Source organism: Qipengyuania pelagi, assembly GCF_009827295.1.
GTDB classification, from domain to species: Bacteria; Pseudomonadota; Alphaproteobacteria; order Sphingomonadales; family Sphingomonadaceae; genus Qipengyuania; species Qipengyuania pelagi.
Window position 1 is genome coordinate 130353 of sequence record NZ_WTYD01000002.1, and the last position, 22978, is coordinate 153330.

The window sequence follows — 22978 nt, forward strand, 5'->3', positions numbered from 1 at the left end:
AGACAATCGAGGCCAAGGCTGGTGTGCATACCGTCCCGATCCGGCCGGATCGGGCGAAGGGTGCCGCTGTCTTCGATCGCCTGCCTGCTTCTTGCCGCGCCCGCCGCCCTTTCCGCCCAGCAGGCTCAACCGATCGCGCCGCCTACGCAGGCTAGTCCGCCCGAACGGATCGATCTTCTCACCCAGAGCCGCGAGATCGCCAGCGAGAATGCGGAAGGCGAGCTTGAGAATTGCAGCGAGACCGATGAGGCGACGCTGATCTCGGGCGAGATCGTCGTCTGCCGCCGGTCGCCGGACGATACCGCCGCCTACGGATTCGACAAGAAGGCCTGGGAAGAACGCTATGCCGCCGAAACGCGCGGGGCCGATCCGGTGGATGTCGCCGGACCGGGCATCTTTCGCGGAGCGCCGACCGTGGGGAGCCTGTGCATTCCGGGTTTGCAGAAATGCCCGCCGCCGCCCGCGATCGTGGTCGACTTCGCCGCCCTCCCCGATGCGCCGCCGGGATCGGATGCGGACCGGATCGCGCGCGGCCTGCCTCCCCTGGGGCGCGATGGTCCGCGCCTGCCGGCCCCGCCGCCCTCGCCAGCGCAGAACGCCGAAACGCTCGACCTGCCGCCCCCGCCGGATTTCGCCGACGAGGGGGAGGCCGCCGTCAGTCCCGCAGGATCGGAAGCACCAGCGGCGCCGCGGTAAGGCTGTCCGACCCTTCGAGCAGGTTGAGCGCCTTGGCGACGCAGCGTTCCTGCCCTTCATGGGTGACCATGGCCACCAGCACTTCGCCCCCGTCCTCGTCGCGGCCCTGCTGGATCAGGCTTTCGATCGAGACATTGGCGTCGCGCGTCGCGGCGGTGATCTCGGCGAGGACGCCGGGCCGGTCGCGCACGGTGAAGCGGATGTAATCGCGCCCCACGCGGTGGCCGGGATCGGCGGGAGCCATCGTCACGAGGTCCGACACCGGGACCGAGAACGGCGCGCCGATATCGCCGCGCGCGATATCGATGAGATCGGAGACGACCGCGCTCGCCGTCGGCCCGTCGCCCGCGCCCGCGCCCTGAAACAGCAGGCGACCGGAGAAATTTCCTTCCGCGACGACCGCATTGGTCGGCCCGTCGACATGGGCGAGCGGATGGTGCCGGGGGACGAGACAGGGCCTGACGCGCTGGAGCAGGCGCGGCGTGCCATCCTCCGCCAGATCGCAATCGGCGATCCCGACCAGGCGGATAACGAAGCCTAGCGTGCGGGCGCGCGCGATATCGGCGGCGCGCACTTCGGTAATCCCCGTCACCGAGACCGAATCGAAATCGATGCGCGCGCCGAATCCGATCGCGGCGAGGATGGCGAGCTTGTGGGCCGCGTCCACGCCTTCGATGTCGAAGGCAGGATCGGCCTCGGCATAGCCCTTGGCCTGCGCCTCCGACAGGACGGCGTCGAAATCCGCGCCGCTCTTTTCCATATTCGTCAGGATGAAATTGCAGGTGCCGTTGAGAATGCCCGAGACGCGCTCGATCGCGTTCGCCGCGGCCCCCTCGCGCAATCCTTTCACCACCGGGATACCGCCCGCGACCGCCGCTTCGAACTTGAGCGCGCCGCCACCGATCGCTGACGCCTCGGCCAGAGCCATCCCGTGATGCGCAACCATGGCCTTGTTGGCGGTGACCAGCGACTTGCCAGCATCCAGCGTGCGGCGCGCCAGTGCAAGCGCGGGTCCGTCCGATCCGCCGACCAGCTCGACCACCACGTCGACATCGTCGCGCTCGGCTAGGGCGGTCATGTCGTCGCACCAGGCATAGGGGGAAAGGTCCACGCCGCGATCGCGATGGCGGTCACGCGCGCTGACGGCGACGACCTCGAACGGCCTGCCCGCGCGCGCTTCGACGACGGCGCGATTGGTTTCCAGCAGGCGCAGAACGCCCGCCCCCACCGTGCCCAGCCCGGCAAGCGCGATGCGCAGCGGTTTCGCCTCCGAATCAAGCATCGACCTTCTCCTTCGCTGACTCGCCAAGGAAAGGCGCGAAGGCCTGCCGCAAGCTGTCGGGAATGCGCAAAGCCTCCCCGCTGTCGAGATCGACATGGACCTGGACGAGCGCGATCACGGCGCGCAGATCGTCCGCGCCTTCCCCTTGTGCCGTTCCGTGCAATTCGATCCGCATCGCCATGCTCGAATTGCCGATCCTCTCGACCCGCAATCGGCCCTCGATCAGCTCTTCGAGCCGAATCGGGCGCAGATAATCGACCTCCGCCTTGCGGATATGGAATTCGAGATCGGGCATTCCCTCGGCCCGGCGGGCGCGGAAGAATTCCGACACGACGACATCGGCATATTCGAGATAGCGCGAATTGAAGACGACCGCCTGGGGATCGACCTCGGCATAGCGCACGCGGAAACGGTGGGAGAACGGATGGGCCATGGCGCGGCGCCTAGCCGAGCGCGCCAAGGCATGGGAGCCAGTTTGTCTTGTCCCGGCCCTAGCTGCGGTTCGAATCGCGCCGACGCTCGCAGGGGCCGAGGCGACTGATGACCCAAGCGTAATCCTCTGCGGCCCGCGCCCGGCTCTGGGCATCGCGCGACAGATTGGCTTCGGCGGGCAGAGTGCGCGGCAGCGCGCAGGCGAGGCGATACCATTCCAGCGTCCCCGCACGCGGCGGGCGCGCCGCCTGGTCGACGATCTCGGTCCACGACACACCCCAGCGCGGCTCCATCCCCGGACGGCGCACGACGGTGATCGAAACCGGCCCGTCATTCTCGGTATCGAGGAACAGCTGGGTTTCCGATTCGCCGACAAGCGTCCCGGCGATCGAAAGCGCGTCCCGCACCCCCGTCACCTGCGGCGGGCGATCCGCACCGGCAAGCTGCTGGAGCACCGGACGCAGGCGCGATTCGAGATCGGGCGTCCATGCCAGCTGCGCGCGGGGATCGACCAGCTGCAATTCATTGGGCCGCCCCGGCACGGGCCGGGCGAAGAGAAGGACATCCTGCTTCTTGAACTTGGGCACCTTGCCCTTCGCATCGAGCGGAACATCGACGAGATAACGCAGCGATTCGCCCACCGGAACATTCCCTGCCAGAAGGGCCTGGGTCTGCGCCTCGACATAGAGGCGCGCGAAGCCCGGCGCGAGATTCGGCGCGCGTTCGGGCTTCAGAACCGCCTGGTCCTTGACTCGCGCCTTCATAACGAGCGGCGTGCCTTCGGCCAGTTCCACGAGATCGGCATAGGTCGGCCCGCTCGCTCCCGCCATTTCGGCCGCCGGCGTCTGGCCTGTCGTGGGCTGTGCCGAAACCGGAATGGCGCATAGCATCGCGCAACAACCGGCGAGCATTGTGCGACGAAGGCGGATGGGGAGGAAAGTCATGAGTGTTCCAATGCTTGGGCCGGGATAACGACCATTGAGAGCGCGGCCCACTTAGAAAGGCGCACATTTTGAGCCTAACACAAGGCGAAATGCGGTGAATTAGGCGTTAACGGATAAAGCGATTGCCCCCTACCGCCACCATGGCTACAGGAACCGGCGGTCCGGGGATAAAGTTAGAAAATGACCCCGGCGGGTCCGCAGCGGACCTTTTCGGAAACCTCGAGCGGCTCTCGTCGTTTGGGGGTTTGCAGGGAAGGATGTCGGCGGAAGACCATACGACCATCCGGGTCGCGCTTGCGCGTCTCGGGTGAATGGCCGCCGGGTTCACCCGGTACGGACGATGGAGTGATGCGACCGAATGGCTTATGCTGACCAACAGATGAGCGGCAATCGCGTAATCGCGATTATTATTGTTGCCCTCATCCACATTGCCCTAGGCTATGCGCTCGTCACCGGCCTCGCCTACGAGGCTGCTACCAAGGTGCTCGAACGCGTAACCACGATCGATGTGGAAGAGCCCCCGCCCCCGCCTGAGCCGGAGGAGGAGCCCCCGCCCCCCGAGCCGCAGCCGGATACCGCGCCGCCGCCGCCAGTGGCCCCGCCGCCGCCGGTGAACGTGTCGACCCGTCCGCCGGACATCCGCACGCAGACGACGATTCCTCCGCCCGCACCGCCGGCGATCCGGATTCCGCCGCCCGCGCCGATCGCGCCGCCGGCTCCGCCGCCCGCGCCTCCGCCGCCCCCGCCCCCGCCTTCGCAGGCACGTGGCGTGTCGCCGCAGAACGCCGGTCGCTGGGCAGCGCAGATCCAGGGGGACTATCCCTCTGCCGCCCTGCGGCGTGATGAAGCGGGAACCGTGACCATGCGGATCACCGTAGGCGCCAATGGCCGGGTGGAATCATGTTCGGTTACGGGAAGCTCGGGTTCGAGTTCGCTGGACGATGCCGCGTGCCGCGGGATGCAGCGTTACGCACGGTACAATCCCGCCTTGAACGCCGCCGGGAATCCGATTTCCGCGACGACCACACAATCCATTCGCTACGTCCTGCCCGATTGATGCAGCGTCGCTACAGCAATAACGATTTTCAAGAGGATAACTCGCTATGATTACTAACCTTCTTGCCGTTGCGGGCGAAGCTGCCCCCCAGAACCAGTTCGGCTTCATGGAAGCCATGGAACAGGGCGGCATCATCGCCTGGTCGATCTTCACCGTGCTGGTCATCATGTCGGTCGGCTCGTTCTACATCCTGTTCACCAAGCTGTTCGAACAGCGCAAGATCATGAGCCAGTACGACACCGTGCGTTCGCAGTTCTGGCGCGCCAACACGCTCGACGAAGGCGCCAAGAAGCTCGATTCGAACAGCGCATGGCGCCAGCTGGTCGACGATGCCGTGAAGGCTCGCGAAACCCACACCAAGATGGGCGACAACCTCGAAGCGCATGACTGGCTGCACGGCTCGCTCGCGCGATCGGAAGCGTCGATCAACGCGCGTCTCGCAGGCGGCCTGCCCTTCCTCGCCACCGTCGGCGCGACCGCGCCGTTCGTCGGCCTGTTGGGTACGGTTATCGGTATCTACCGCGCGCTCATCAACATCGGCCTCGCCGGTTCGGCCTCGATCGACAAGGTCGCCGGCCCGGTCGGTGAAGCGCTCATCATGACCGCCATCGGCCTGCTGGTCGCGGTTCCCGCCGTGCTTGCCTACAACTGGCTCCAGAGCCGCAACAAGCGCATCGCGGAGCGTCTTTCGGGCTTCTCGACCGATCTGCTGGCCAACATCAGCTCGAACGGCGCGGTGCGTCCGGCGGTGATGACCGCCACCTCGACGCAGGCTGCGGCGAAGTCGGCCACGACGGCGACGGCTGCCAAGCCCGCGACGACCGGCACGACCACGACGACCACGACCACCCGGAAGTAATCCGGTCTGACGGGCCGGTGCGTATCGTCAGGATCGCATCGGCCCGTTCCGGTCCTTTGGGCCGGGCCCTTTAAGGGTTCTCCTGAACCCATGAAACAACGCAACGGATAGGATAAACCATGGCGGTTGCAGTAGGCGGCGGTGTCGAGACCCCGATGTCGGACATCAACACCACCCCCCTCGTGGACGTGATGCTGGTGCTTCTGATCATCTTCCTGATCGCGGTTCCGGTCGCGATCCAGACGATCGAGAAGCTTCGCATCCCGATCTTCGAATCGGTCGAATCCGAAGACAAGGTCGAGAACCTGCTTCTCACGGTGAGCACGACCGATGCGGCTGGCCTCAGCGCCGGTGAGCCCGGCTATGCCGGTGCGTCGCGCGACGGGCAGTGCCGCGTCTATTTCAACAACATCACCCCCGTGACCTCGCAGGAACTGTACGATCAGGCGTTCGAACGCCTCGACGCCATCGTCCAGCGCGCGGGCGGTGCGGAACAGATCCGCCAGGACCCGGACCTCATCCCGCAGGTGCACATCCGCGGTGACGTGAATGCGCCGTGGTCGTGCGTCGCAGGTGCGATCTACAACGTGCAGGCGGCGGGCTATCCCACAGTCGGCTTCATCTCGAACCCGGTCGACCCGAACGGCTGATCCGCCCGTCCGACCCAGGTTTCGCGTTTCAAAGAGTTTCAGGAGTAACCCATCATGGCAATGTCAGGCGGTAAGGACGATGGCGCCCCGATGATCGAGATGAACATGACGCCGTTGATCGACGTCCTGCTCGTGCTCCTCATCATGTTCATCATCACCATTCCGGTCGCCACCCACGCGGTGAATATCGATTTGCCGCAGCCCAATCCGAACCCTCCGCCCGAGGATCAGATCGACCCGATCAAGAACAAGATCGTGCTGACCCAGACGGACGAGATCCTGTGGAACGGCGACACGCTCAGCGAGGCGGAGCTGGTTCGCAATCTCAACCTCACGCGCGAGATCGTGCCCGAGCCCGAATTGCAGTTCGAGCCCGAGGCCCTCGCAAGCTACGAATTGTCGGCCCGCGTCCTCAACGTCATCAAGGCGAGCGGCGTGACCAAGTTCGGCTTCGTCGGCAACGAGCGCTATCGCACCTTCGGAAGCGTCGGCGCGCAGTAAGCATCGCGCTTCGCAAGAACTCACGGAAAAGGCGGCTTCGGCCGCCTTTTTTGTTGCCCGTCATCAGGCTGCGATGGGACAGACTGCGCAACTGCGTCCAGCCAAGTCGCAAACGGCACAGAGTGCAGCCCAAAGACGACCACTTCGGACATCGTTTGCTCCTTGCCTCGCGTTATGTTATCTCATGGCGAAAGACCGGGGAGAAACTGCATGGCCATGACGCGTTCCGCATCCGACGCCCAGCCGATGGGCGAGATGAACACGACGCCCCTGATCGATGTCCTGCTGGTGCTGCTGATCATGTTCATAATGGTGATCCCCGCCGCGACCCATTCGGTTGATCTCGACCTCCCGACTGCCTGCGAGACCTGTCCGCTCCCGGACCTCGAGCCGACGCGGAACAAGATCGTCATCGACGGGGGCGATCAGCTCTACTGGAACGGCGAAGCGATCGATCAGCGCCAGCTCACCACATTGCTGAGCGTGTCCCGCGATCTTCCGGTAGAGCCCGAGCTCCAGTTCGAACCGGCGGCCAATGCCAGCTACGCCGCATCCTCCCGTACGCTCGCGACGATCAAGGCGAGCGGCGTCACCAAGTTCGGCTTCGTCGGGAACGAGCGCTATCGCCAGTTCTGACGTGGACGGACTGCGGGGATCGGCAACCGTTCACCTCACCTGACCCACCGACCGGGCGCTGACCCACTAATAGGGTTCCCCGATCCGCAGCGTCATGGTCGCAGGCGTGTCCGCCCCACCGATCCACACCGATCACCCCAATTAGCGATTACAGCAGCCATCCAATCGGCCCTGGCACCTCACGCCGGATGCACACCGCTTATTCGAAATTCTCCACCCGCATCGCTTCGCCCGCCAGGCTTTCCGCCTCGAACAGCAATTCGTCGTCCACCGCACCCTGCGGCGTGGCCTCGCGCCCGATCATCACCATGACCGGCACGGCCAGCGGGCTGACGCGATCGAGTTCGACATGGACCAATTGCTCGCCCGCCCGATCGAGCAGATCGCCCAACCGACCGACATCGGTCATCCGTGTGCGCGCATCCGCCCAGGCCGCTTCCAGCAGGACATGGTCCGGCTCGTATTTGCGCAGCACGTCGTAGATCAGATCGGTCGAAAAGGTCACTTGCTTGCCCGTCTTGCGCTTGCCGGGATGCTGCCGCTCGACAAGGCCGCCGATCACCGCGACCTCACGAAAAGCGCGTCGCAAGAGGTGCGAATTCTGCACCCATTCGATGAATTCGTCCTGCAGGATATCGGGCGACAGCAGGGGCAGCGGGTCCTTCACCGGCTTCAGCCCCCACACCGCCAGCGAATAATCATTGGCGACGAAGCCGCCGGGCATGAGGCCGCGATCCTCCATCCGCCGCGTGATCAGCATTCCCAGGCTCTGGTTCGCGTTCCAGCCTTCGAAGGTGTAATAGACCGTGTATTCCCGCCCCGCCCTCGGGAAGCTCTCGACCAGCAATTGGTCCGGTCCAGGCATCCGGCTGCGCCAGTCCTGCACTTCCAGCCATTCGCGCACATCGTCGGGAAAGCGCGCCCATCCGGCCCGATCGACCAGCATTTCGCGCACCCGGTTGGCGAGGTGGGTGGTCAGCGGCAGGCGCTGCCCGCCATAGGACGGGATCATGGCGGAGGATTTCGACGCCCGGACGAGGATCTCCATATCCTGAAGCTTCACCACCTCGAGGCTCATGCCCGCAAAGGCGAAGGTGTCGCCGGGAGAGAGCGAGGCGGCGAAGCGTTCCTCAACCTTACCCAGCGAGCGACCGCCGCGATTGCCCCCTGCGCTGATGCGCACGTCGAGCATTTCGGAATCGATGATGATGCCCGCATTCAGGCGATGGCGCGCAGCCTGTTCGGGATGGGCGAGCCGCCAGATACCTTCTCTGTCGCGCACGATGCGCTTGAACTTGTCGTAGGCGCGCAGCGAATAGCCGCCCGTCGCGACGAATTCGAGCACGCGGCCCCATGCCTCCTCGTCCACCCAGGCATAGGAGAGGCTGGAGCGGATCTCGGCGAGCAGCGCCGCCTCGTCGAACGGCGCGGCGCAGGCACAGGCCATCACGTGCTGCGCCAGCACGTCGAGACCGCCGGGGCGAAATTCCTCTCCATCTCTCTGCCCTTCGTCGACCGCTTCCTTCGCCGCGGTCGCTTCGAGGAATTCGAAGCGGTTGCCCGGCACCAGCAGGGCGCGGCTGCGCTGGTCGAGACGGTGGTTTGCACGCCCGATCCTTTGCAACAGGCGCGAGGAGCCTTTGGGCGCCCCCATCTGCACGACCAGATCGATATCCCCCCAATCGACCCCCAGATCGAGGCTTGCGGTCGCGACGAGCGCGCGCAATTCGCCCCGCGCCATCGCCCCTTCGACCTTGCGGCGCGCTTCCTTGCCGAGCGAGCCGTGATGGATGCCGATCGGCAAGGTCGCCTCGTTCGCATCCCACAAATGCTGGAAGATATATTCGGCGAGGAAACGCGTGTTGGTGAAGATCAGCGTGGTGCGATTGGCCTTGATCGCTTCGTAAAGCTGCGGGATCGCCCAGGTCGCGGCATGGCCGCCCCAGGGCACGCGCTCCTCGACGGGCAGGAGGATTTCGACCTCGGCGGGCGCACCCACCTCCCCTTCGACCATCGCGACCGCCTCGAGCTCGCTCGCATCGCCGGTTTCGAGCGGCGCGAGCCATTCGCGAAACCCTTCCGGGTTCGCCAGCGTGGCAGACAGAGCCGCGCGCTGCATGGCGGGCGCGATCGCCTGCAGGCGGGACAGGGCCAGAGCCAGCAGATCGCCGCGCTTGCCGGTGGCAAAGGCATGGACCTCGTCGATCACCACGCGCTTCAGCCCCGCGAACATGTCGAAACTGTCGGGATAGCTCAGCAGGAGCGAGAGACTTTCCGGCGTGGTCAGGAGGACGTGCGGCGGCCGGGTGCGCTGGCGTTTCTTGCGGTCGGAGGGCGTATCCCCGCTGCGCGTCTCGACCCTGATCGGCAGCCCCATTTCCTCGATCGGGGCGATCAGATTGCGCTGGACGTCATGGGCGAGCGCCTTGAGGGGGGAGACATAGAGCGTGTGGAGCCCCTCGGGCGGTGCCTCCCCCTCCAACCGCGAAGGGCAGAAGGCGGCCAGCGTCGGCAGGAACCCCGCCAGCGTCTTGCCCGCGCCCGTATCCGCGACGAGCAGAGCGTGGCGTCCCGCATCGCTCGCCGCGAGCATTTCGGCCTGATGGCGCCGCACGCGCCAGTCGCGGCCAGCGAACCAGGCTTCGATTTCAGGCGGTATCGGGGGCGTGCTCACCCAGAGATAGCGCCGGATGGGGCGCGGTGTTCCGCCCCGCCACCTCCCGGCGCCAATTTGAAGGTCGATACTACTCCGCTTCGGGCTCTTCGCCCTCTCCATGCGGGATCACCATATCGTCCAGCGCGTCCGGTTCCACGCCCAGCAGATCGGCCATCCGCGCCCGCTGCGCCATGGACAGGTCGGCATAGTCCCGCTCCGCCGGCAGGCTTTCCAGCGCGGCTTCCATCGCGGTTTCCATCTCGGTGAACGAGCCGATCATTTCCGGCATAGCCTCCATCGTGGCGCCCATGACCTGTGGGTCCGCGAACAGTGCCATCGATTGACGCGCGAATTCGCCCCCGGTCGGGGTGGCGAAAAAGGCGGAGATATCGGCGAGCTGCGCTTCGTCGAACCGGACAGCATAGGCCTTGGCCAGTCCCGCGCGGACGGGAGGCTCCACCGCCGCGAACGCGCCGCCCATATTCGAGACCAGCGCATCCACCATGGTGTCGGCCCGCTGGTCCCACGCCGGATCGAGCATGGTCAGAAGCTCCTGCTTCTCCGCATCGCTCAAGTCCGCGAGCGCCGCTTCGTCGAGCGTGAGCCTGCTGGCGAGGAGAAAATCGGGCTCGGAGAACATGGCCATCATCGGGCGCATGGTCTTTTCCATCATGTCACGCATGATTTCGCCATAGAAACCCTCGGGCATCATCGTCGCCACGATGGCGGTGGCGGCGGGGAGACGCGCTTCCTGTTCGGCAGTGAGCGGTTCGGCCTGGAACAGCCCGCTCATCATCGCGAGCACGGCAGCCTCGTCCATCGCCCCGTCGGCTTCCGCATCGTCGATGGCGACCTCGCCCTCGATCTCTCCCATCACGATGTCCTGCGCCATGGCAGGCGCCGACAGGGCCAGGGAAAGGACGCCCAGAACGAGCGACACACCGATATTCTTCATGACAATCCCCCTCGTCTTAAATCTAGTGCCCCACGCTCTCGCCGCGTTCGAGCCCGGACAGCGCCAATTGCTCGTCGATCTGCGCCATCAGGCGGGCCAGCCCTTCCTCGCTGTCGCTTTCCGCGCGGGCGACGAGGACGTCCTGCGTGTTCGATGCGCGCAGCAACCACCACCCGTCAGGCGTCGTAACCCGCACTCCATCGGTCCCGTCGACATCGGAATCGCTGTTCGCCAGCCGCTCCTCCACCTCGCGGATCGCGGCGAATTTGCGGCTTTCATCGACCTGGAAGCGCAATTCGGGCGTGTTGACCATGGCGGGCATGGCCCCGCGCAATTCGGTCACCGATCGGCCGAGGCGCGCGCTCGCCGCGATCAGGCGCACGCCTGCATAGAGCGCATCGTCATATCCGTAATACTCGTCGGCGAAGAAGACGTGGCCGCTCATCTCGCCCGCCAGCGGAGATCCCGTCTCCTTCATCTTGGATTTGACGAGCGAATGTCCGGTCTTCCACATCAGCGGCTTGCCCCCGCATTCGGAAATCCGCTCGAACAGGGCGCGGCTCGCCTTCACATCGGCGATCACCGTGGCGCCCGGACGGGTCTTGAGCGTGTCCTCTGCGTAAATCATCAATAACTGATCGCCCCAGATCACCCGGCCCTCGCCGTCGATCGCGCCGATCCGGTCCCCGTCGCCATCGAAAGCGACTCCGAAATGGAGGTTCTTCTCGGCGACGAGCGCGCGCAGATCGGCCAGGTTCTCCTCGACCGTAGGATCGGGATGATGATTGGGAAAATTGCCGTCGACATCGGTGTAGAGGAGATGATGCTCGCCCGGCAGTTTCGCGGCGAGCATTTCCAGCGCGGGGCCGGCGGCGCCGTTGCCCGCATCCCATCCCACGCGCAGATCGGCAAGCGCGGCGCGGTCGACATCGCCGAGGCCCATCAGCAGGCGCTCGACATACTCGCCCAGGATGGCGCGGCTCTCGACGCTGCCCGACCCATCGTCCCAATCGCCCGCGGCGGCCATTTCGCCCAGCTTCTGGATGTCGGAGCCGAAAAACGGACGGCCCTGAAACACCATCTTGAAGCCGTTGTAATTGGCGGGATTGTGGCTGCCGGTTATCTGAATGCCGCCATCCACGTCTTCGCCTGAGGCTTCGGCGTAATAGAGCATCGGCGTCGCGCCGAGACCGATCGTCACGACATCGCAGCCGCTCGCCGTCAAGCCCTCGACCAATGCGTGTTCGAGCATGGGTGAGCTGACGCGGCCATCATAGCCCACAGCGACCTTCTGGCCGCCGGCACGCCGCAACAGCGTTGCGAAACCGCGCCCGATGGCGCGCGCATCGTCCGCGCCGAGAGTTTCGCCGATGATGCCGCGAATGTCGTATTCGCGCAGCACGGTGGAATCGAAGTTGTGGGTCATTTGCGTGGCTCCGTAGGGTCGGCGTCGATCCGGTTCAGCAACAGGTCGCGCGCGGCGTTGATTTCGGCGAGGCGGGCCGTACTGCCTCCTCGATCGGGATGGAATTGTGCGGCGAGGCGGCGATGGGCCTCTCGGATACGCGGCGCATCGGCATCGGCGGGTACGCTCAGCAAACGCCGGGCGCGGGCCAGTTCCCTGTCTTGCGAGGGCGCACCGCGCAGATAATCCCAGGGCCATTTGCCGAACAGCCAGCGACAGGCGATCGCCAGCAGCGCCGCGATCACCAGCCAGCGCATCATGCGGCCTGATCCTGCGTGCGTTTGTCCGGGGCGCCCTTTTCCGGCGCGCCCGCATCCGGCAGGCCGACACCCGGAAGGCGAAGACTGGCGATAAGGCCCCGCAATTCCTGTCGCGCGACCAGATGGCTGGTGCCGAGATCGCCGAGATGCCCCTTGTCCAAGAGGGTCAGGCCCGAAGGGAACAGTTCGCGATAGATCACGCGCTCCGACAGGCCCTTGGCGATGCGGAAGCCTACCCGCTTGGACATTTCGGCCAGCGCCTTTTCCAGGCGCGCCATGTTGCGCGCCTCGGTATAGCCGATGCGGTTCCTGACCACGACCCAGTCGAGCTCACGCCGCTGCTGTTCCATTCCCATGCGCGAGCGTTTCAGGCGCGCTTCCCAGATCAGCTCGGCATAGAAGGACAGTTTCTTGACCTTGAACGTTTCGGCATCGACCTGGCCGATGAGGTCGAAATCGACGAAACTGTCATTCATCGGCGTGACCAGCGTATCGGCCTGTTCCGCCGCCGCGCGCGCCAGCGGATCGTCGCGACCGGGCGTGTCGATGAGGATGAAATCGGCGTTCGCGTCCATCCGCTCCATCGCGAGCGCCAGCGCCTGTTCGGTCTTGTGGCGGAACACCTCGCAGACCGGGCTGGGCAATTCGATCCCGCGCTTTTCCTGAATGGCCTCGCGGTTCTCGATATAGCGATCCATGGTGCGCTGGCGCGGATCGAGATCGAGCGCGGCGACCTTCTTGCCCATATAGGAAAGCGCCACTGCGACATGGACCGCCGTGGTCGATTTGCCGGTCCCGCCCTTCTCGTTGGCGAAGACGATGCGATGGGCGCGTTGCTGGGACAAAATGGGCGCTGCTTTCCGTGTTCGTGCGTCGAGTATTGTCGCGCCCCGACCGGTCCGGCTAGGGCGGCTTCGGCCATAACCGAAGGGTGACCCCGTGCAAACCGCGACAACGCTCGAAATGTTGAGAAGCTCCATCGCCGGACTGCGCGAAGAAGGCGGTGACTCGATCGCCCTGGTGCCGACGATGGGCGCGCTGCACGAAGGGCATCTGACACTGATCCGCGAGGCGAGAGCGCGCGCCGACCATGTCGTCGCCTCGATCTTCGTCAATCCGCGCCAGTTCGGACCGAACGAGGATCTCGACGCCTATCCCCGCCAGCTTGAACGTGACAGCCAGCTGCTCGCAGAAGAGGGCGTGGCCCTGTTGTGGGCACCGCCTCCGGGCGAAGTCTATCCCGAAGGTTACGCGACCAATGTCTCGGTCGGCGGCGTCAGCGAAGGGCTGTGCGGCGCGGACCGGCCGGGCCATTTCGACGGCGTGGCGACTGTGGTGCTGAAGCTCTTCAACCAGGTCCGGCCCGACATGGCGCTGTTCGGCGAGAAGGACTGGCAGCAACTCGCCGTGATCCGGCGCATGGCGCGCGATCTCGACCTGACCTTTCCGCATGTTTCGGCCATTCACGGCGTCGGGATCGTGCGCGAAGAAGACGGGCTCGCGATGAGCAGCCGCAACGCCTATCTCTCGCCCGAAAATCGCCGCCGCGCCGCCGCCCTCCCCCGCGCGATGAAGGACGCGGCGGGTTTGATAGAAGATGGCGGCGATGCCGCGCGCGCTCTCAGCAATCTGAAGGAAACGCTGCGCGTGGCGGGCTTCGAAAGCGTCGATTATGCCGAATTGCGCGATGCGGACAGTCTTGCTCCGCTTGAGAGCGATAACGGCAATGCCCGCCTGTTCGCCGCCGCGCGGATCGGCGGTACGCGGCTGATCGACAATCTGGCGGTCTAGAGAACCGGTTGCGTAATCAGGATTTTGGCGTCGTCTCCGATCGAAAGCGACGACCAGTCGCCAACCAGCGCGCATTGCCCGGCGGCGACCGTTTCACCCTCGATCGTGGCGCTTCCTGAAACCGGGATGACGAGAAAGGCGCCCTCATACCGCGCCTTCACCTCAGGCGAGGCCGCGCCATCCAGCCGGTCCAGCCGGAACAAGGGGCCCTCCACCAGCGTAATCTCACCCGTTTCCGCCACGCGGCGCCGCAAACCCGCAGGATGCGGTTCACCCTTGGCGACGGCAACCGCCTCGTCGAGATGCAGTTCGCGCGGTCGCCCGTAATCGTACAGGCGATAGGTGATGTCGCTGTTCTGCTGGATTTCGATCAGGCTGCACCCCGCACCGATCGCATGGACCGTGTTGGCGGGAATGTAGAAGAAATCGCCTGGCTCGACATCGAACCACGCCATTCTCGCCTCGATCGATCCGTCGAGAGCGGCGGATTTGAGCGTTTCGGCGTCGAGCGGCGCCTCGAAACCGATACCGATCCGCGCGCCCGGTTCGCACGCGGTGATCAGCCAGCATTCTTCCTTGCCTTCACGTCTGCCGGTCGCCGCCAGGGCCTGAGCGTCGTCGGGATGAACCTGAACGGACAGGTTCTCGCTGGCGAAGAGATATTTGACGAGCAGATCCTTGAGCGCCGCAGGCGGTTCGAACCAGATCTCCCCGATGCGCTTGCCTTCCGGCGTCACGAAGGGTTCGGGCAGATCATCCACGCCCCACGGTTTTTCGACCGTTCGGGTAGTCAGCCGCGCGCTCATGCCGCCCCGCTTTGGTTCTGCGCACCCGCCAGTTTCCCGACCTTCTGCGCCCCGTCCACGGTTGTCACCAGCACCTCGTCTCCGTCGACGACGATGCAGACATCCTCCAACCCGATCACGGAGACACGCGGCCCGTCGGTTTCAACGAGGACATTGCGGCAATCGACCAGTTCGGCCCGGCCCAAAACTCGATTGCCATCCGCATCGCCCGTGCGCGCGTCGCGCAGCACCTGCCAATTGCCAATATCGGACCATCCCATATCCACCGGCACCACGGCGGCTCGGTCGGTCTTTTCCATCACCGCATAGTCGATCGATTCGCTCGGCACGGCGGCGAACAGCTCGGCATCGGGGGTGAAGAAATCACCGGATTGAGTTCCCTCCGCGACCGCGCGCGCAACGACCTGCGCAATGTCCGGCCGGTGGGCTTCGAGCTCTGCGAGGAAACGACCGGCGGTGAAGGCGAAGATGCCGCCATTCCAGTCATACCCGCCTTCGTCGAGAAAGGCCTGCGCACGGGTCCGGTCGGGCTTCTCCACGAAGCGATCGATCCGAAAGCCGCCGGTCGATGCGATAGGTTCGCCGCGCCTGATATAGCCGAAACCGGTTTCGGGACGATCGGCATGGATACCGAAAGAAACCAGCCAGCCTTCCCTGGCGAGCGAGGCGCCCTGCTGCGCTGCCGCGACGAAGGCGGCGGCGTCGGCGATGTGGTGATCGCTGGGACATACCAACATCACCCGGTCGGGCGCGAGGCGGTGCGCAGCCAGCGCGATAGCGGCGGCGGTGTTGCGCGCGCTCGGCTCGACCAGGATCGATATCCCTGCCGAGTCCGCCTGGCGCTCAACATGCTCGAGATGCGCGCTCCCGGTCACGATCACCGGCGCACCGAAGACGGAACGATTCCGAGTGCGCGAGAGCGCCTGCTGGAAAAGCGTTTCGATCCCGATAAGCGGCAGAAACGGCTTGGGCCGAGCGGTCCGGCTGCGCGGCCAGAGCCGTGTTCCGCCACCGCCGCACAGGATTACAGGCGCGATAAGTTCCGTCACGTGCAATTGCATATCCACCTCGCGTGGCGTGGGCAATCAGGGATAACCGACAAGGTTCACCTAAAACGCTCAGGCGAGACCTGGATTTTTCCCACGCATTTGTCAGAGACAGAAAAAGCCCCAACAAAACGGGCGCTTAGAACAACCGTCATCAATATTACAATAATGTAATATTGACATCATAATACAGAAAATGATCCATGCTTTGGATCTATATTAAATTCCTATAACTTGACCAAATCCTAATCGAGTTCATGCTTGTACCAATCGGAGGGTAACAGCATGAAACTGATTTTCGCGACATCAGCCTTGTCGCTTCTTTCCATAGCCGCGCCGGGCCACGCATCCCAGATGACGGCCTATACTTACGATTCGAAGGGACGGCTCGTGAAAGTCCAGCATTCGGGCGGAACTAACCACGGTGCCGCCACGGATTACGAGCACGACAAGGCCGACAATCGCAAGCGGGTCCGCACCACCGGCCGCTGAGCTCTCAAAACAGGATCGCAAGCACGGGTCCGGGCGCCTCGCAAAGGGCGGCCCACCTTTGCGATCGCCTTCAATCAGGGGATCATTTCATGAAACTTTCGAACGCGCGCGCCGCCAGGATCGGCCTGCTGGCATCGACCATTCTTTGCGCGGGCCTGTCGGCGCCGATCGCGGCGCAAAAGCTGGCCGCGCCGGTCGAACCGTGGGTCGCGACCGACGAGAACGGCGTCGATCTGACCAATGGGCGCTATTATCTCGACATCCTCGAAGGCAGCATCGGGTCGGGTGACGGCGCCATCGCGATGGTCCGCTATTACGGCGATACGGGCCTTCAGGACAATTGGACCGGCACGCTCCAGCTGTCGAACAACGGCACAGTGGCGACGGTCAGCCTGGGCAAGATTTCGGAGAAGTTCACCGATACCGGTTCCGGTTGGGTCTCGGCGAAAGCCAATGGCGGGACTCTGTCTGGTTACGGTGGCAGTTGGACCTATCGCTCGCCCCAGGGAGTGGAGATCACCTACAATTCCCCTTCATCCATGTCGTTCTATCCCAATACACCGTCGCAATATGGCGGGCCGGGTTGCAGCACGGACGGCGATAGCTGCGGCCTGCCGGTCGAAGTGCGTCGCCCCAACGGCGTGGTCTATTCGCTCAACTGGGATTTATATACCAATTGCTACCAGAACGGGCAGCCGGTTCTTCCGGGCGAAGGGTTTGGCGGAGGTCTCGAGGGCAACGCAGAAGACTGCTACACACCGTTCCGACTCTTCACCGTGACCAGCAACGCCGATTACACGATGTTGTTCACGTACGAGACCAATCAGTCCAATGATCACAGCGGCTTTCCTCCGCAAAGCTATTACAACCGCAAGACGGTCGAATTCTTCAACACCTCCAGCGGGCCCGGCAGCGCTGGATCGCAGACGGTTACGTATCAACGGCCCGCCAGCAACGTCCTCGTGATCGCCAACAGCCAGTCGGGCGATTGGCGAATCACCAACAACGGCGCCAATCTCTCGATTCAGAAGCCGGGACGCAGCAGCGAAACCCTCTTCGTCACGCGCGATAGCACGAACAAGGTGACGTCCGTCACCGACGATGGAGCGACCACGAATTACAGCTGGAGCTCGTCGGGCGGCAACACGGTGGTTGCAAAGAGCGATGCAAGCGGCGGCGATGGACAGGTAGTCACCAATCCGAGCGTCGGGCGCCCCGGCACGGTGACCGACGCGCGCGGCGCGAGCGTGACCAACACCTATTATCCGAGCGGGCTGCTCCAGCGCACAACCTATCCCGAAGGCAATTACATGCATTATCATCGGGATGCGCGTGGCAATGTCACCCGGACGCAGATCGTCGGCAAGACGGGCGGCGAGATCAACACCTATGCAGGGTTCGGTCTGGACTGTGGGCCGTATCCCGTAGCCTGCAACAAGCCGACCTATACGGTCGATGCGCGCGGCAAGCAGACCGATTATTACTACAATGGCACGCCAAGGCTCACCGAAGTCCGCGGCCCTGCAGACGCATCGGGCCAGCGTCCGACGACCTCTTTCGAATACACGGTGATCGACGGCAAGCATAAGCTGACCCGCCAGCGCGAATGCAGCTCGGCGGCCAGCTGCTCAGGCTCCGCAGATGAGCGGGTGACGACGCTGCAGTACGATTCGAAGGGCCGCTATCCCGTCTCCGTCACGGTGGCGAGCGGCAATGGCGCGATCGTATCGACAAGCCAGTTCACTTACGATGCGCGCGGCAATGTCCTGACCGTCGACGGGCCTTTGCCGGGCAGCGGCGACACCAGCTACCATTTCTACGACCAGCGCGACCGGCGCCGCGGCACGATCGGGCCGGACCCGGACGGATCGGGCGCCATGCCGCGTCAGGCCATCCGCTACACCTATGACGGTGCGGGACAGGTCCTCTATGCCGATGTCGGCACCACCACCGGCACGGCGGAAGGCAATCTCGACGGAATGACCGTGCGCCAACGGGTCGAGAACATCATCGACGCGAACGGGCGCCGCGTGCAGCAGCGGCTCGTCTCGGGCGGCCAGATCTACAGCCTCACCCAATACAGCTACGACGCGCAGAACCGCCTCGATTGCGTCGCAGTCAGGATGAACCCGGCGACCTATGCCAGCCTGCCCGGCGCCTGCTCGCTCGCCACCCAAGGCAGTCAGGGCCCGGACCGCATCACCCGCTATCACTACGATGGCGACGATCGGATCGTGCGCGTCGAAAGCGGCGTCGGCACGGCGGAGGTCGGCAATGATTACGTCGCGACCTTCACGCTGAACGGCCTTACCCAGACGCTGACCGATGGGGAGAGCAACCGCACGACCTATGTCTACGACGCGTTCGACCGGCTCTCGCAGACCCAGTTCCCCTATGCGGGATCGAAGAACGCATCCAATCCAAACGATTACGAGCAATTGGGCTACGACAATGCGGGCAACGTCACCAGCCGCCGCCAGCGCGACGGGCAGGTGATCACTTACGGCTACGATGCGCTGAACCGCCTCACCGCCAAGGACCTGCCCGGCAGCGAATCGGACGCGAGCTACGCCTTCGACCTGATGGGCCGGCTGACCCAGGCCGTGCTGAACGGCCAGACGCTGAGCTTCGGGCACGATGCCCTCGGCCGCAACACGTCGCAGTCCGGGCCCTATGGGACCACCAGCTACCAATACGATGCCGCCGGACGAAGGACGCGGATGACCTGGGCGGACGGGTTCTACGTCACCTACGATTATCTCGACGACGGATCGATCCGCTACTTACGCGAATATGGTGGCACCGCACTCGCGACCTGGAATTACGACAGCGCGGGCGATCCCAGCTTCATCACTTTCGCCAACGGCACCACGCAATCGGTGGCATTCGACCCGGTCGGGCGCTTGGGCTCGCTCGTCACCGATCTGGCGGGCAGCAATGGCGACAACACGCGCGGCTTTTCGTACAATCCGGCAAGCCAGATCGCGCAGACGACCCAGTCGAACGACAGCTACAATTTCGACCAGCTGGCTAATGCCGATCGCTTCTACACGACCAATGGGCTCAACCAATACACGCAGGTGGGATCGGTCCCGACGGGCTATGACGCACGCGGCAATCTGACGAGTTCGGGCAGCGACGCGTTTGGCTATTCGAGCGAGAACTTCCTGACGAGCTATTCGCATCCGACAGGATCGGGATCGCTGGTCTACGATCCGATCGGGCGGCTCTATCGCTATACCGGCCCGTCGACAGACACCCGCTTCGCCTATGACGGGGTGGACATGATCGCCGAATATAACGGCGCCAACCAGATGATGCGCCGCTACGTCCACGGGCCCGGCGTCGACAATCCGCTGGTCTGGTACGAAGGGGGAGGCACAGGCGACCGCCGCTACCTCCACACCGACGAGCGCGGCTCGGTCACCGCCGTCTCGAACGCCTCGGGCGCACTGCTCGGCATCAACAGCTACGACGAATACGGCATTCCGGGCGGCGCGGGACTTGGTCGGTTCCGCTATACGGGTCAGACCTGGTTGCCCGAGGTCGGCCTATACTATTACAAAGCCCGTATGTACTCGCCCACCCTCGGCCGGTTCATGCAAACCGACCCGATCGGCTACGCCGATGGGATGAATATGTACAATTATGTGGGTGGGGATCCGGTGAATTTTTCGGATCCATTCGGGCTATTCACATGCAAGATGAATGGGAAAACCTATGTTCCGAAAGACGGTGCAACCGTTGAGGCGGCTCAGGAAGAATGTGAAGCGAAAGGCGGCACATGGAGCAATACTATCGAAGTTAGGCCCGGCGGTGGAACTTCAGATCCTATGGGTTATGGAGAGTTATTTGGCAGATACGCTAGCGGTCTGGGCGGAAGCAGCGGGTCGGCGCCTCCGCCGCCAAATGCACTCCCCTGCAACGCCGCTGGGTGCATTGATCCTGATCCATCTTCATGGGATGGTACTCCTCCACCCTTAGCAGCTAATGGTTGCGGGACTGGATCCGGTGATTTGATACCCGACATCTTCAAATCCTGCTCTTCTCACGACATTTGCTACGGCACCCTTGGAGCAAGTAAAAGAAATTGCGACACTCGATTTTTAGTTGGTATGGCTATTGAATGCACGGTACAAAGTCCCATCTGCAAAGGCGCAGCAATAACTTATTACGCAGCTGTTAGGTATTTTGGCAACAAGGCTTACGAAGATGCCCAAAATGAGGCGCTCTGGAGAAGTAAAAAATAGGATAAAAAGTGTGAGAAAACTTCTTTTAATGTCTGCTTTGATATTTATTAGCCTTTTTTGGGCCGCATTCGGTGCTGCTTGGGGTGGCGCAGGATTTTTAGAGTCATACCGGATTAAAAGTCCAGAATATCCTGAAGATTATGCAGTTTTTGTTATATCAATTACAATTCTTTACGCTCCCCTTTTTTATTTTATTTATCTGGCAATTTGCTTCCTGCGAAACGCTGATTAGCTTTAATTTGGGACTTTCCATTGCGAGAATTTTTTGACGAGCTATTCGCATCCCAACGGCTCGGGCCAGCTGGTCTACGATCCGGTCGGGCGGCTCTATCGCTATACCGGTCCTTCAACCGACTACCGTTTCGCTTATGATGGTGTCGATCTGATCGCGGAATATAACAGCTTCAACCAGATGCTGCGCCGCTACGTCCACGGGCCCGGCGTGGACAATCCGCTGGTCTGGTACGAAGGCGCGGGCACAGGCGATCGCCGCTACCTCCACACCGACGAGCGCGGCTCGGTCACCGCCGTCTCGAACGCCTCGGGCGCGCTGCTCGGCATCAACAGCTACGACGAATACGGCATCCCGGGCGGCGCGGGACTTGGTCGGTTCCGCTATACGGGTCAGACCTGGTTGCCCGAGGTCGGCCTATACTATTACAAAGCCCGTATGTACTCGCCCACCCTCGGCCGGTTCATGCAAACCGACCCGATCGGCTACGCCGATGGGATGAACATGTATAATTATGTCGGCGGGGATCCGGTGAACAGGATCGATCCGACAGGGCTGGACACAATTGTTGTCAAAGGCAAACGATTGGAGGAGGAAGACGTATGCTCAGTCGCCGACGGATGTTATTCTCGTGAGGAATTTTACGCTTGGGTAAGGTTGCAGCCAGGTCTTGGTGATTACGTCCTTCCCGACCGGTTCAATGGGTGGGAATTCCTAACTGTCGCAATTGAGCCAGACGAAGAAGAGGAAGATGTGCCATGCGCTCTTAATGTAGGCCTCATATCTTTAGGAACCGGTTTCACTATATTTTTAGGACGCGTTGGCTTTACTGGTAACGTCGAATTTGGTGTTACGCATGGTGCACATTCAAATGGGCAAATTTTTGCCCGGGCGAGTATCGCGGGCATGATGGGGCTAGGCCTATATGGGGGTGTAGGATACAATGGGACGATTGGAGCGTCTCGATCACACTTAGCAAGTGGTCATACGGAAGACACCATGCTCGCAGTGGGCGCGGCGGCGGGTAGCGGAGGAGAGATCATGACGTCAACTGGTCCTGGTGGCCGCCCTGTCGACCCAAGCTTGACTGGAAGTGCGCGGGCTGGACTTGGAGGATATATTGGAAATGGCGGCAGGCATTCGTGGACTGCAATCTTAGGAGAAACGGGATGCTAAAATGACAACAAATCCATCGCAATACGCGGGTATACTTCATTCAATGAAGTTGGCATCTATAGGATTAACAATAGTAGCATTTTTATTTTTTGTTAAATATCTCTCAAATATTGATAAAAGTAATCTGCGAGATGCCCTTATCGTTTCTGGGATGGCTTTCCTATCTTGGATTATGGTTTTCACATTTAAATTATTGAGGAATTTTCTCTCTAGGATTAACCTATAATTTCATGAAGAAACAGTGGTCGTAGCCCGGAATTGCAGATTTCGAAGCGCATTAAACATTTCATATCATAAACATCAAAGATTTCTTCATTTTGAGTTTTTGATAACTGTGCGGTCTTGATGGGCTTTCCATGTTGATGTTGCCGCTTGCATCTGTAAGCGAGCGAACGATAAGCATCGCTTTTGGCCACACCTTACTGCCGGGAAAGTAGCCAACGCGGGGACGCTTTCGGGTATTCGAGCAGAACTTCCTGACGAGCTATCTGCATCTAATTAGCTCCGGCCAGCCGGTTCACGACGAGATCGGGCGGCTCGGTGAGAAGGCCTCGCTAAACATCGCATTCGGACCCATCTGCGTCCGCCCCTCACTTGTAATCGCGCCCATTTTCCTGAAGCCAACGCTCACACCTAACGGGAGGGTCGCCGGACAATCATGGCCGAGCAGATACGCCGGGATACGCTGTTCACTGCGCTCACGCGGCCGCAGATGTTTGTGGGGGTGACCTACAGCTTCTTCGTCATCAACGCCGTGATCGCGGTCGAGCTGTTTCTGATCTTTCGCGCCGG

At 62.8% G+C, this 22978-nt stretch carries 21 protein-coding genes and 1 pseudogene; 12 read left to right on the plus strand and 10 right to left on the minus strand.

The annotated features are described in order from the left end of the window. Positions 1–60: 60 nt before the first annotated feature. Positions 61–696: a hypothetical protein gene (locus tag GRI47_RS14830; RefSeq protein WP_202387487.1), complete on the plus strand. Its 636-nt coding sequence runs from the start codon at positions 61–63 to the stop codon at positions 694–696. Here GRI47_RS14830 and GRI47_RS11425 read toward each other — a convergent pair. Genes GRI47_RS11425 through GRI47_RS11435 form a run of 3 tightly spaced genes read right to left on the minus strand, consistent with a single transcriptional unit; the run spans position 656 to position 3354 of the window. Continuing rightward, positions 656–1978, minus strand: a complete 1323-nt coding sequence (locus GRI47_RS11425) for a homoserine dehydrogenase (protein WP_160661513.1) — start codon at positions 1976–1978, stop codon at positions 656–658. The genes GRI47_RS14830 and GRI47_RS11425 overlap by 41 nt on opposite strands. Then, the gene (locus GRI47_RS11430) at positions 1971–2411 is read right to left on the minus strand and encodes an acyl-CoA thioesterase (RefSeq protein ID WP_160661514.1); all 441 of its coding nucleotides are present in this window, start codon (positions 2409–2411) and stop codon (positions 1971–1973) included. The genes GRI47_RS11425 and GRI47_RS11430 overlap by 8 nt, the downstream gene beginning before the upstream one ends. A gap of 58 nt (positions 2412–2469) precedes the next feature. Beyond that, positions 2470–3354 (minus strand): hypothetical protein, encoded by an 885-nt coding sequence (locus GRI47_RS11435; protein WP_237452779.1) that lies wholly within the window; start codon positions 3352–3354, stop codon positions 2470–2472. 358 nt (positions 3355–3712) lie between these two features. Here GRI47_RS11435 and GRI47_RS11440 point away from each other — a divergent pair, with 358 nt between their 5' ends. From GRI47_RS11440 to GRI47_RS11460, 5 genes are all read left to right on the plus strand, one after another. Further along, positions 3713–4411: a TonB family protein gene (locus GRI47_RS11440; RefSeq protein WP_160661515.1), complete on the plus strand. Its 699-nt coding sequence runs from the start codon at positions 3713–3715 to the stop codon at positions 4409–4411. Between the two features lie 46 nt (positions 4412–4457). Beyond that, the gene (locus GRI47_RS11445) at positions 4458–5270 is read left to right on the plus strand and encodes a MotA/TolQ/ExbB proton channel family protein (RefSeq protein ID WP_160661516.1); all 813 of its coding nucleotides are present in this window, start codon (positions 4458–4460) and stop codon (positions 5268–5270) included. Positions 5271–5389: 119 nt separating this feature from the next. Beyond that, positions 5390–5920, plus strand: a complete 531-nt coding sequence (locus tag GRI47_RS11450) for an ExbD/TolR family protein (protein WP_202387490.1) — start codon at positions 5390–5392, stop codon at positions 5918–5920. 54 nt (positions 5921–5974) lie between these two features. Continuing rightward, complete coding sequence (locus tag GRI47_RS11455) at positions 5975–6421, plus strand: ExbD/TolR family protein (protein WP_160661517.1); 447 nt, start codon at positions 5975–5977, stop codon at positions 6419–6421. Positions 6422–6631: 210 nt separating this feature from the next. Further along, positions 6632–7057, plus strand: coding sequence for an ExbD/TolR family protein (locus tag GRI47_RS11460; protein WP_160661518.1), 426 nt, complete (start codon positions 6632–6634; stop codon positions 7055–7057). Positions 7058–7256: 199 nt separating this feature from the next. Here the strand turns inward: GRI47_RS11460 and GRI47_RS11465 are convergent, their stop codons facing one another. The 5 genes from GRI47_RS11465 to GRI47_RS11485 form a co-directional block, all read right to left on the minus strand. Continuing rightward, positions 7257–9731 (minus strand): ligase-associated DNA damage response DEXH box helicase, encoded by a 2475-nt coding sequence (locus GRI47_RS11465; protein WP_160661519.1) that lies wholly within the window; start codon positions 9729–9731, stop codon positions 7257–7259. Positions 9732–9801: 70 nt separating this feature from the next. Next, entirely contained in the window at positions 9802–10668 is an 867-nt protein-coding gene (locus GRI47_RS11470; RefSeq protein ID WP_160661520.1) for a DUF2059 domain-containing protein, read from the minus strand. A 22-nt stretch (positions 10669–10690) separates the two neighbouring features. Further along, positions 10691–12094, minus strand: a complete 1404-nt coding sequence (gene pgmG, locus GRI47_RS11475; protein ID WP_160661521.1) for a phosphoglucomutase/phosphomannomutase PgmG — start codon at positions 12092–12094, stop codon at positions 10691–10693. Then, on the minus strand, positions 12091–12393 hold the full coding sequence (locus tag GRI47_RS11480; protein ID WP_160661522.1) for a DnaJ domain-containing protein: 303 nt from the start codon (positions 12391–12393) through the stop codon (positions 12091–12093). The genes pgmG and GRI47_RS11480 overlap by 4 nt, the downstream gene beginning before the upstream one ends. Further along, entirely contained in the window at positions 12390–13238 is an 849-nt protein-coding gene (locus tag GRI47_RS11485) for a division plane positioning ATPase MipZ (protein WP_202387496.1), read from the minus strand. Before GRI47_RS11485 ends, GRI47_RS11480 begins: the two co-directional genes overlap by 4 nt. A gap of 94 nt (positions 13239–13332) precedes the next feature. On the opposite strand from GRI47_RS11485, the gene panC reads away from it, so the two are divergent. Next, positions 13333–14184: a pantoate--beta-alanine ligase gene (gene panC / locus GRI47_RS11490; RefSeq protein ID WP_160661524.1), complete on the plus strand. Its 852-nt coding sequence runs from the start codon at positions 13333–13335 to the stop codon at positions 14182–14184. Here the strand turns inward: panC and GRI47_RS11495 are convergent. Beyond that, positions 14181–14990, minus strand: coding sequence for a class I mannose-6-phosphate isomerase (locus GRI47_RS11495; protein WP_160661525.1), 810 nt, complete (start codon positions 14988–14990; stop codon positions 14181–14183). The two genes, panC and GRI47_RS11495, sit on opposite strands and share 4 nt — an antisense overlap. Continuing rightward, positions 14987–16039: a mannose-1-phosphate guanylyltransferase gene (locus GRI47_RS11500; protein ID WP_337190689.1), complete on the minus strand. Its 1053-nt coding sequence runs from the start codon at positions 16037–16039 to the stop codon at positions 14987–14989. The genes GRI47_RS11495 and GRI47_RS11500 overlap by 4 nt, the downstream gene beginning before the upstream one ends. 282 nt (positions 16040–16321) lie before the next feature. Between GRI47_RS11500 and GRI47_RS11505 the strand changes: the two genes are divergently transcribed. From GRI47_RS11505 to GRI47_RS11525, 5 genes and pseudogenes are all read left to right on the plus strand, one after another. Further along, entirely contained in the window at positions 16322–16528 is a 207-nt protein-coding gene (locus GRI47_RS11505) for a hypothetical protein (RefSeq protein WP_160661527.1), read from the plus strand. Positions 16529–16617: 89 nt separating this feature from the next. Continuing rightward, the gene (locus GRI47_RS11510) at positions 16618–20778 is read left to right on the plus strand and encodes an RHS repeat domain-containing protein (protein WP_160661528.1); all 4161 of its coding nucleotides are present in this window, start codon (positions 16618–16620) and stop codon (positions 20776–20778) included. Between the two features lie 10 nt (positions 20779–20788). Next, positions 20789–21010: a hypothetical protein gene (locus GRI47_RS11515; protein WP_160661529.1), complete on the plus strand. Its 222-nt coding sequence runs from the start codon at positions 20789–20791 to the stop codon at positions 21008–21010. Between the two features lie 33 nt (positions 21011–21043). Further along, positions 21044–22186, plus strand: coding sequence for an RHS repeat-associated core domain-containing protein (locus GRI47_RS11520; protein WP_160661530.1), 1143 nt, complete (start codon positions 21044–21046; stop codon positions 22184–22186). A 658-nt stretch (positions 22187–22844) separates the two neighbouring features. Then, positions 22845–22976 (plus strand): annotated as a pseudogene (locus tag GRI47_RS11525) (VirB3 family type IV secretion system protein); the annotation flags it as partial. Between the last annotated feature and the right edge of the window lie 2 nt (positions 22977–22978).

Excerpts from the sequence above, each read along its gene's own strand:
- GRI47_RS11460 (WP_160661518.1), top strand. The coding sequence starts at position 6,632 with ATGGCCATGACGCGTTCCGCATCCGACGCCCAGCCGATGGGCGAGATG.
- GRI47_RS11505 (WP_160661527.1), top strand. The coding sequence starts at position 16,322 with ATGAAACTGATTTTCGCGACATCAGCCTTGTCGCTTCTTTCCATAGCC.
- GRI47_RS11470 (WP_160661520.1), bottom strand. The coding sequence starts at position 10,668 with ATGAAGAATATCGGTGTGTCGCTCGTTCTGGGCGTCCTTTCCCTGGCC.
- GRI47_RS11450 (WP_202387490.1), top strand. The coding sequence starts at position 5,390 with ATGGCGGTTGCAGTAGGCGGCGGTGTCGAGACCCCGATGTCGGACATC.
- GRI47_RS11445 (WP_160661516.1), top strand. The coding sequence starts at position 4,458 with ATGATTACTAACCTTCTTGCCGTTGCGGGCGAAGCTGCCCCCCAGAAC.
- GRI47_RS11435 (WP_237452779.1), bottom strand. The coding sequence starts at position 3,354 with ATGACTTTCCTCCCCATCCGCCTTCGTCGCACAATGCTCGCCGGTTGT.
- GRI47_RS11440 (WP_160661515.1), top strand. The coding sequence starts at position 3,713 with ATGGCTTATGCTGACCAACAGATGAGCGGCAATCGCGTAATCGCGATT.
- GRI47_RS11480 (WP_160661522.1), bottom strand. The coding sequence starts at position 12,393 with ATGATGCGCTGGCTGGTGATCGCGGCGCTGCTGGCGATCGCCTGTCGC.
- pgmG (WP_160661521.1), bottom strand. The coding sequence starts at position 12,094 with ATGACCCACAACTTCGATTCCACCGTGCTGCGCGAATACGACATTCGC.
- GRI47_RS11455 (WP_160661517.1), top strand. The coding sequence starts at position 5,975 with ATGGCAATGTCAGGCGGTAAGGACGATGGCGCCCCGATGATCGAGATG.
- GRI47_RS11495 (WP_160661525.1), bottom strand. The coding sequence starts at position 14,990 with ATGAGCGCGCGGCTGACTACCCGAACGGTCGAAAAACCGTGGGGCGTG.
- GRI47_RS11430 (WP_160661514.1), bottom strand. The coding sequence starts at position 2,411 with ATGGCCCATCCGTTCTCCCACCGTTTCCGCGTGCGCTATGCCGAGGTC.
- GRI47_RS11425 (WP_160661513.1), bottom strand. The coding sequence starts at position 1,978 with ATGCTTGATTCGGAGGCGAAACCGCTGCGCATCGCGCTTGCCGGGCTG.
- GRI47_RS11510 (WP_160661528.1), top strand. The coding sequence starts at position 16,618 with ATGAAACTTTCGAACGCGCGCGCCGCCAGGATCGGCCTGCTGGCATCG.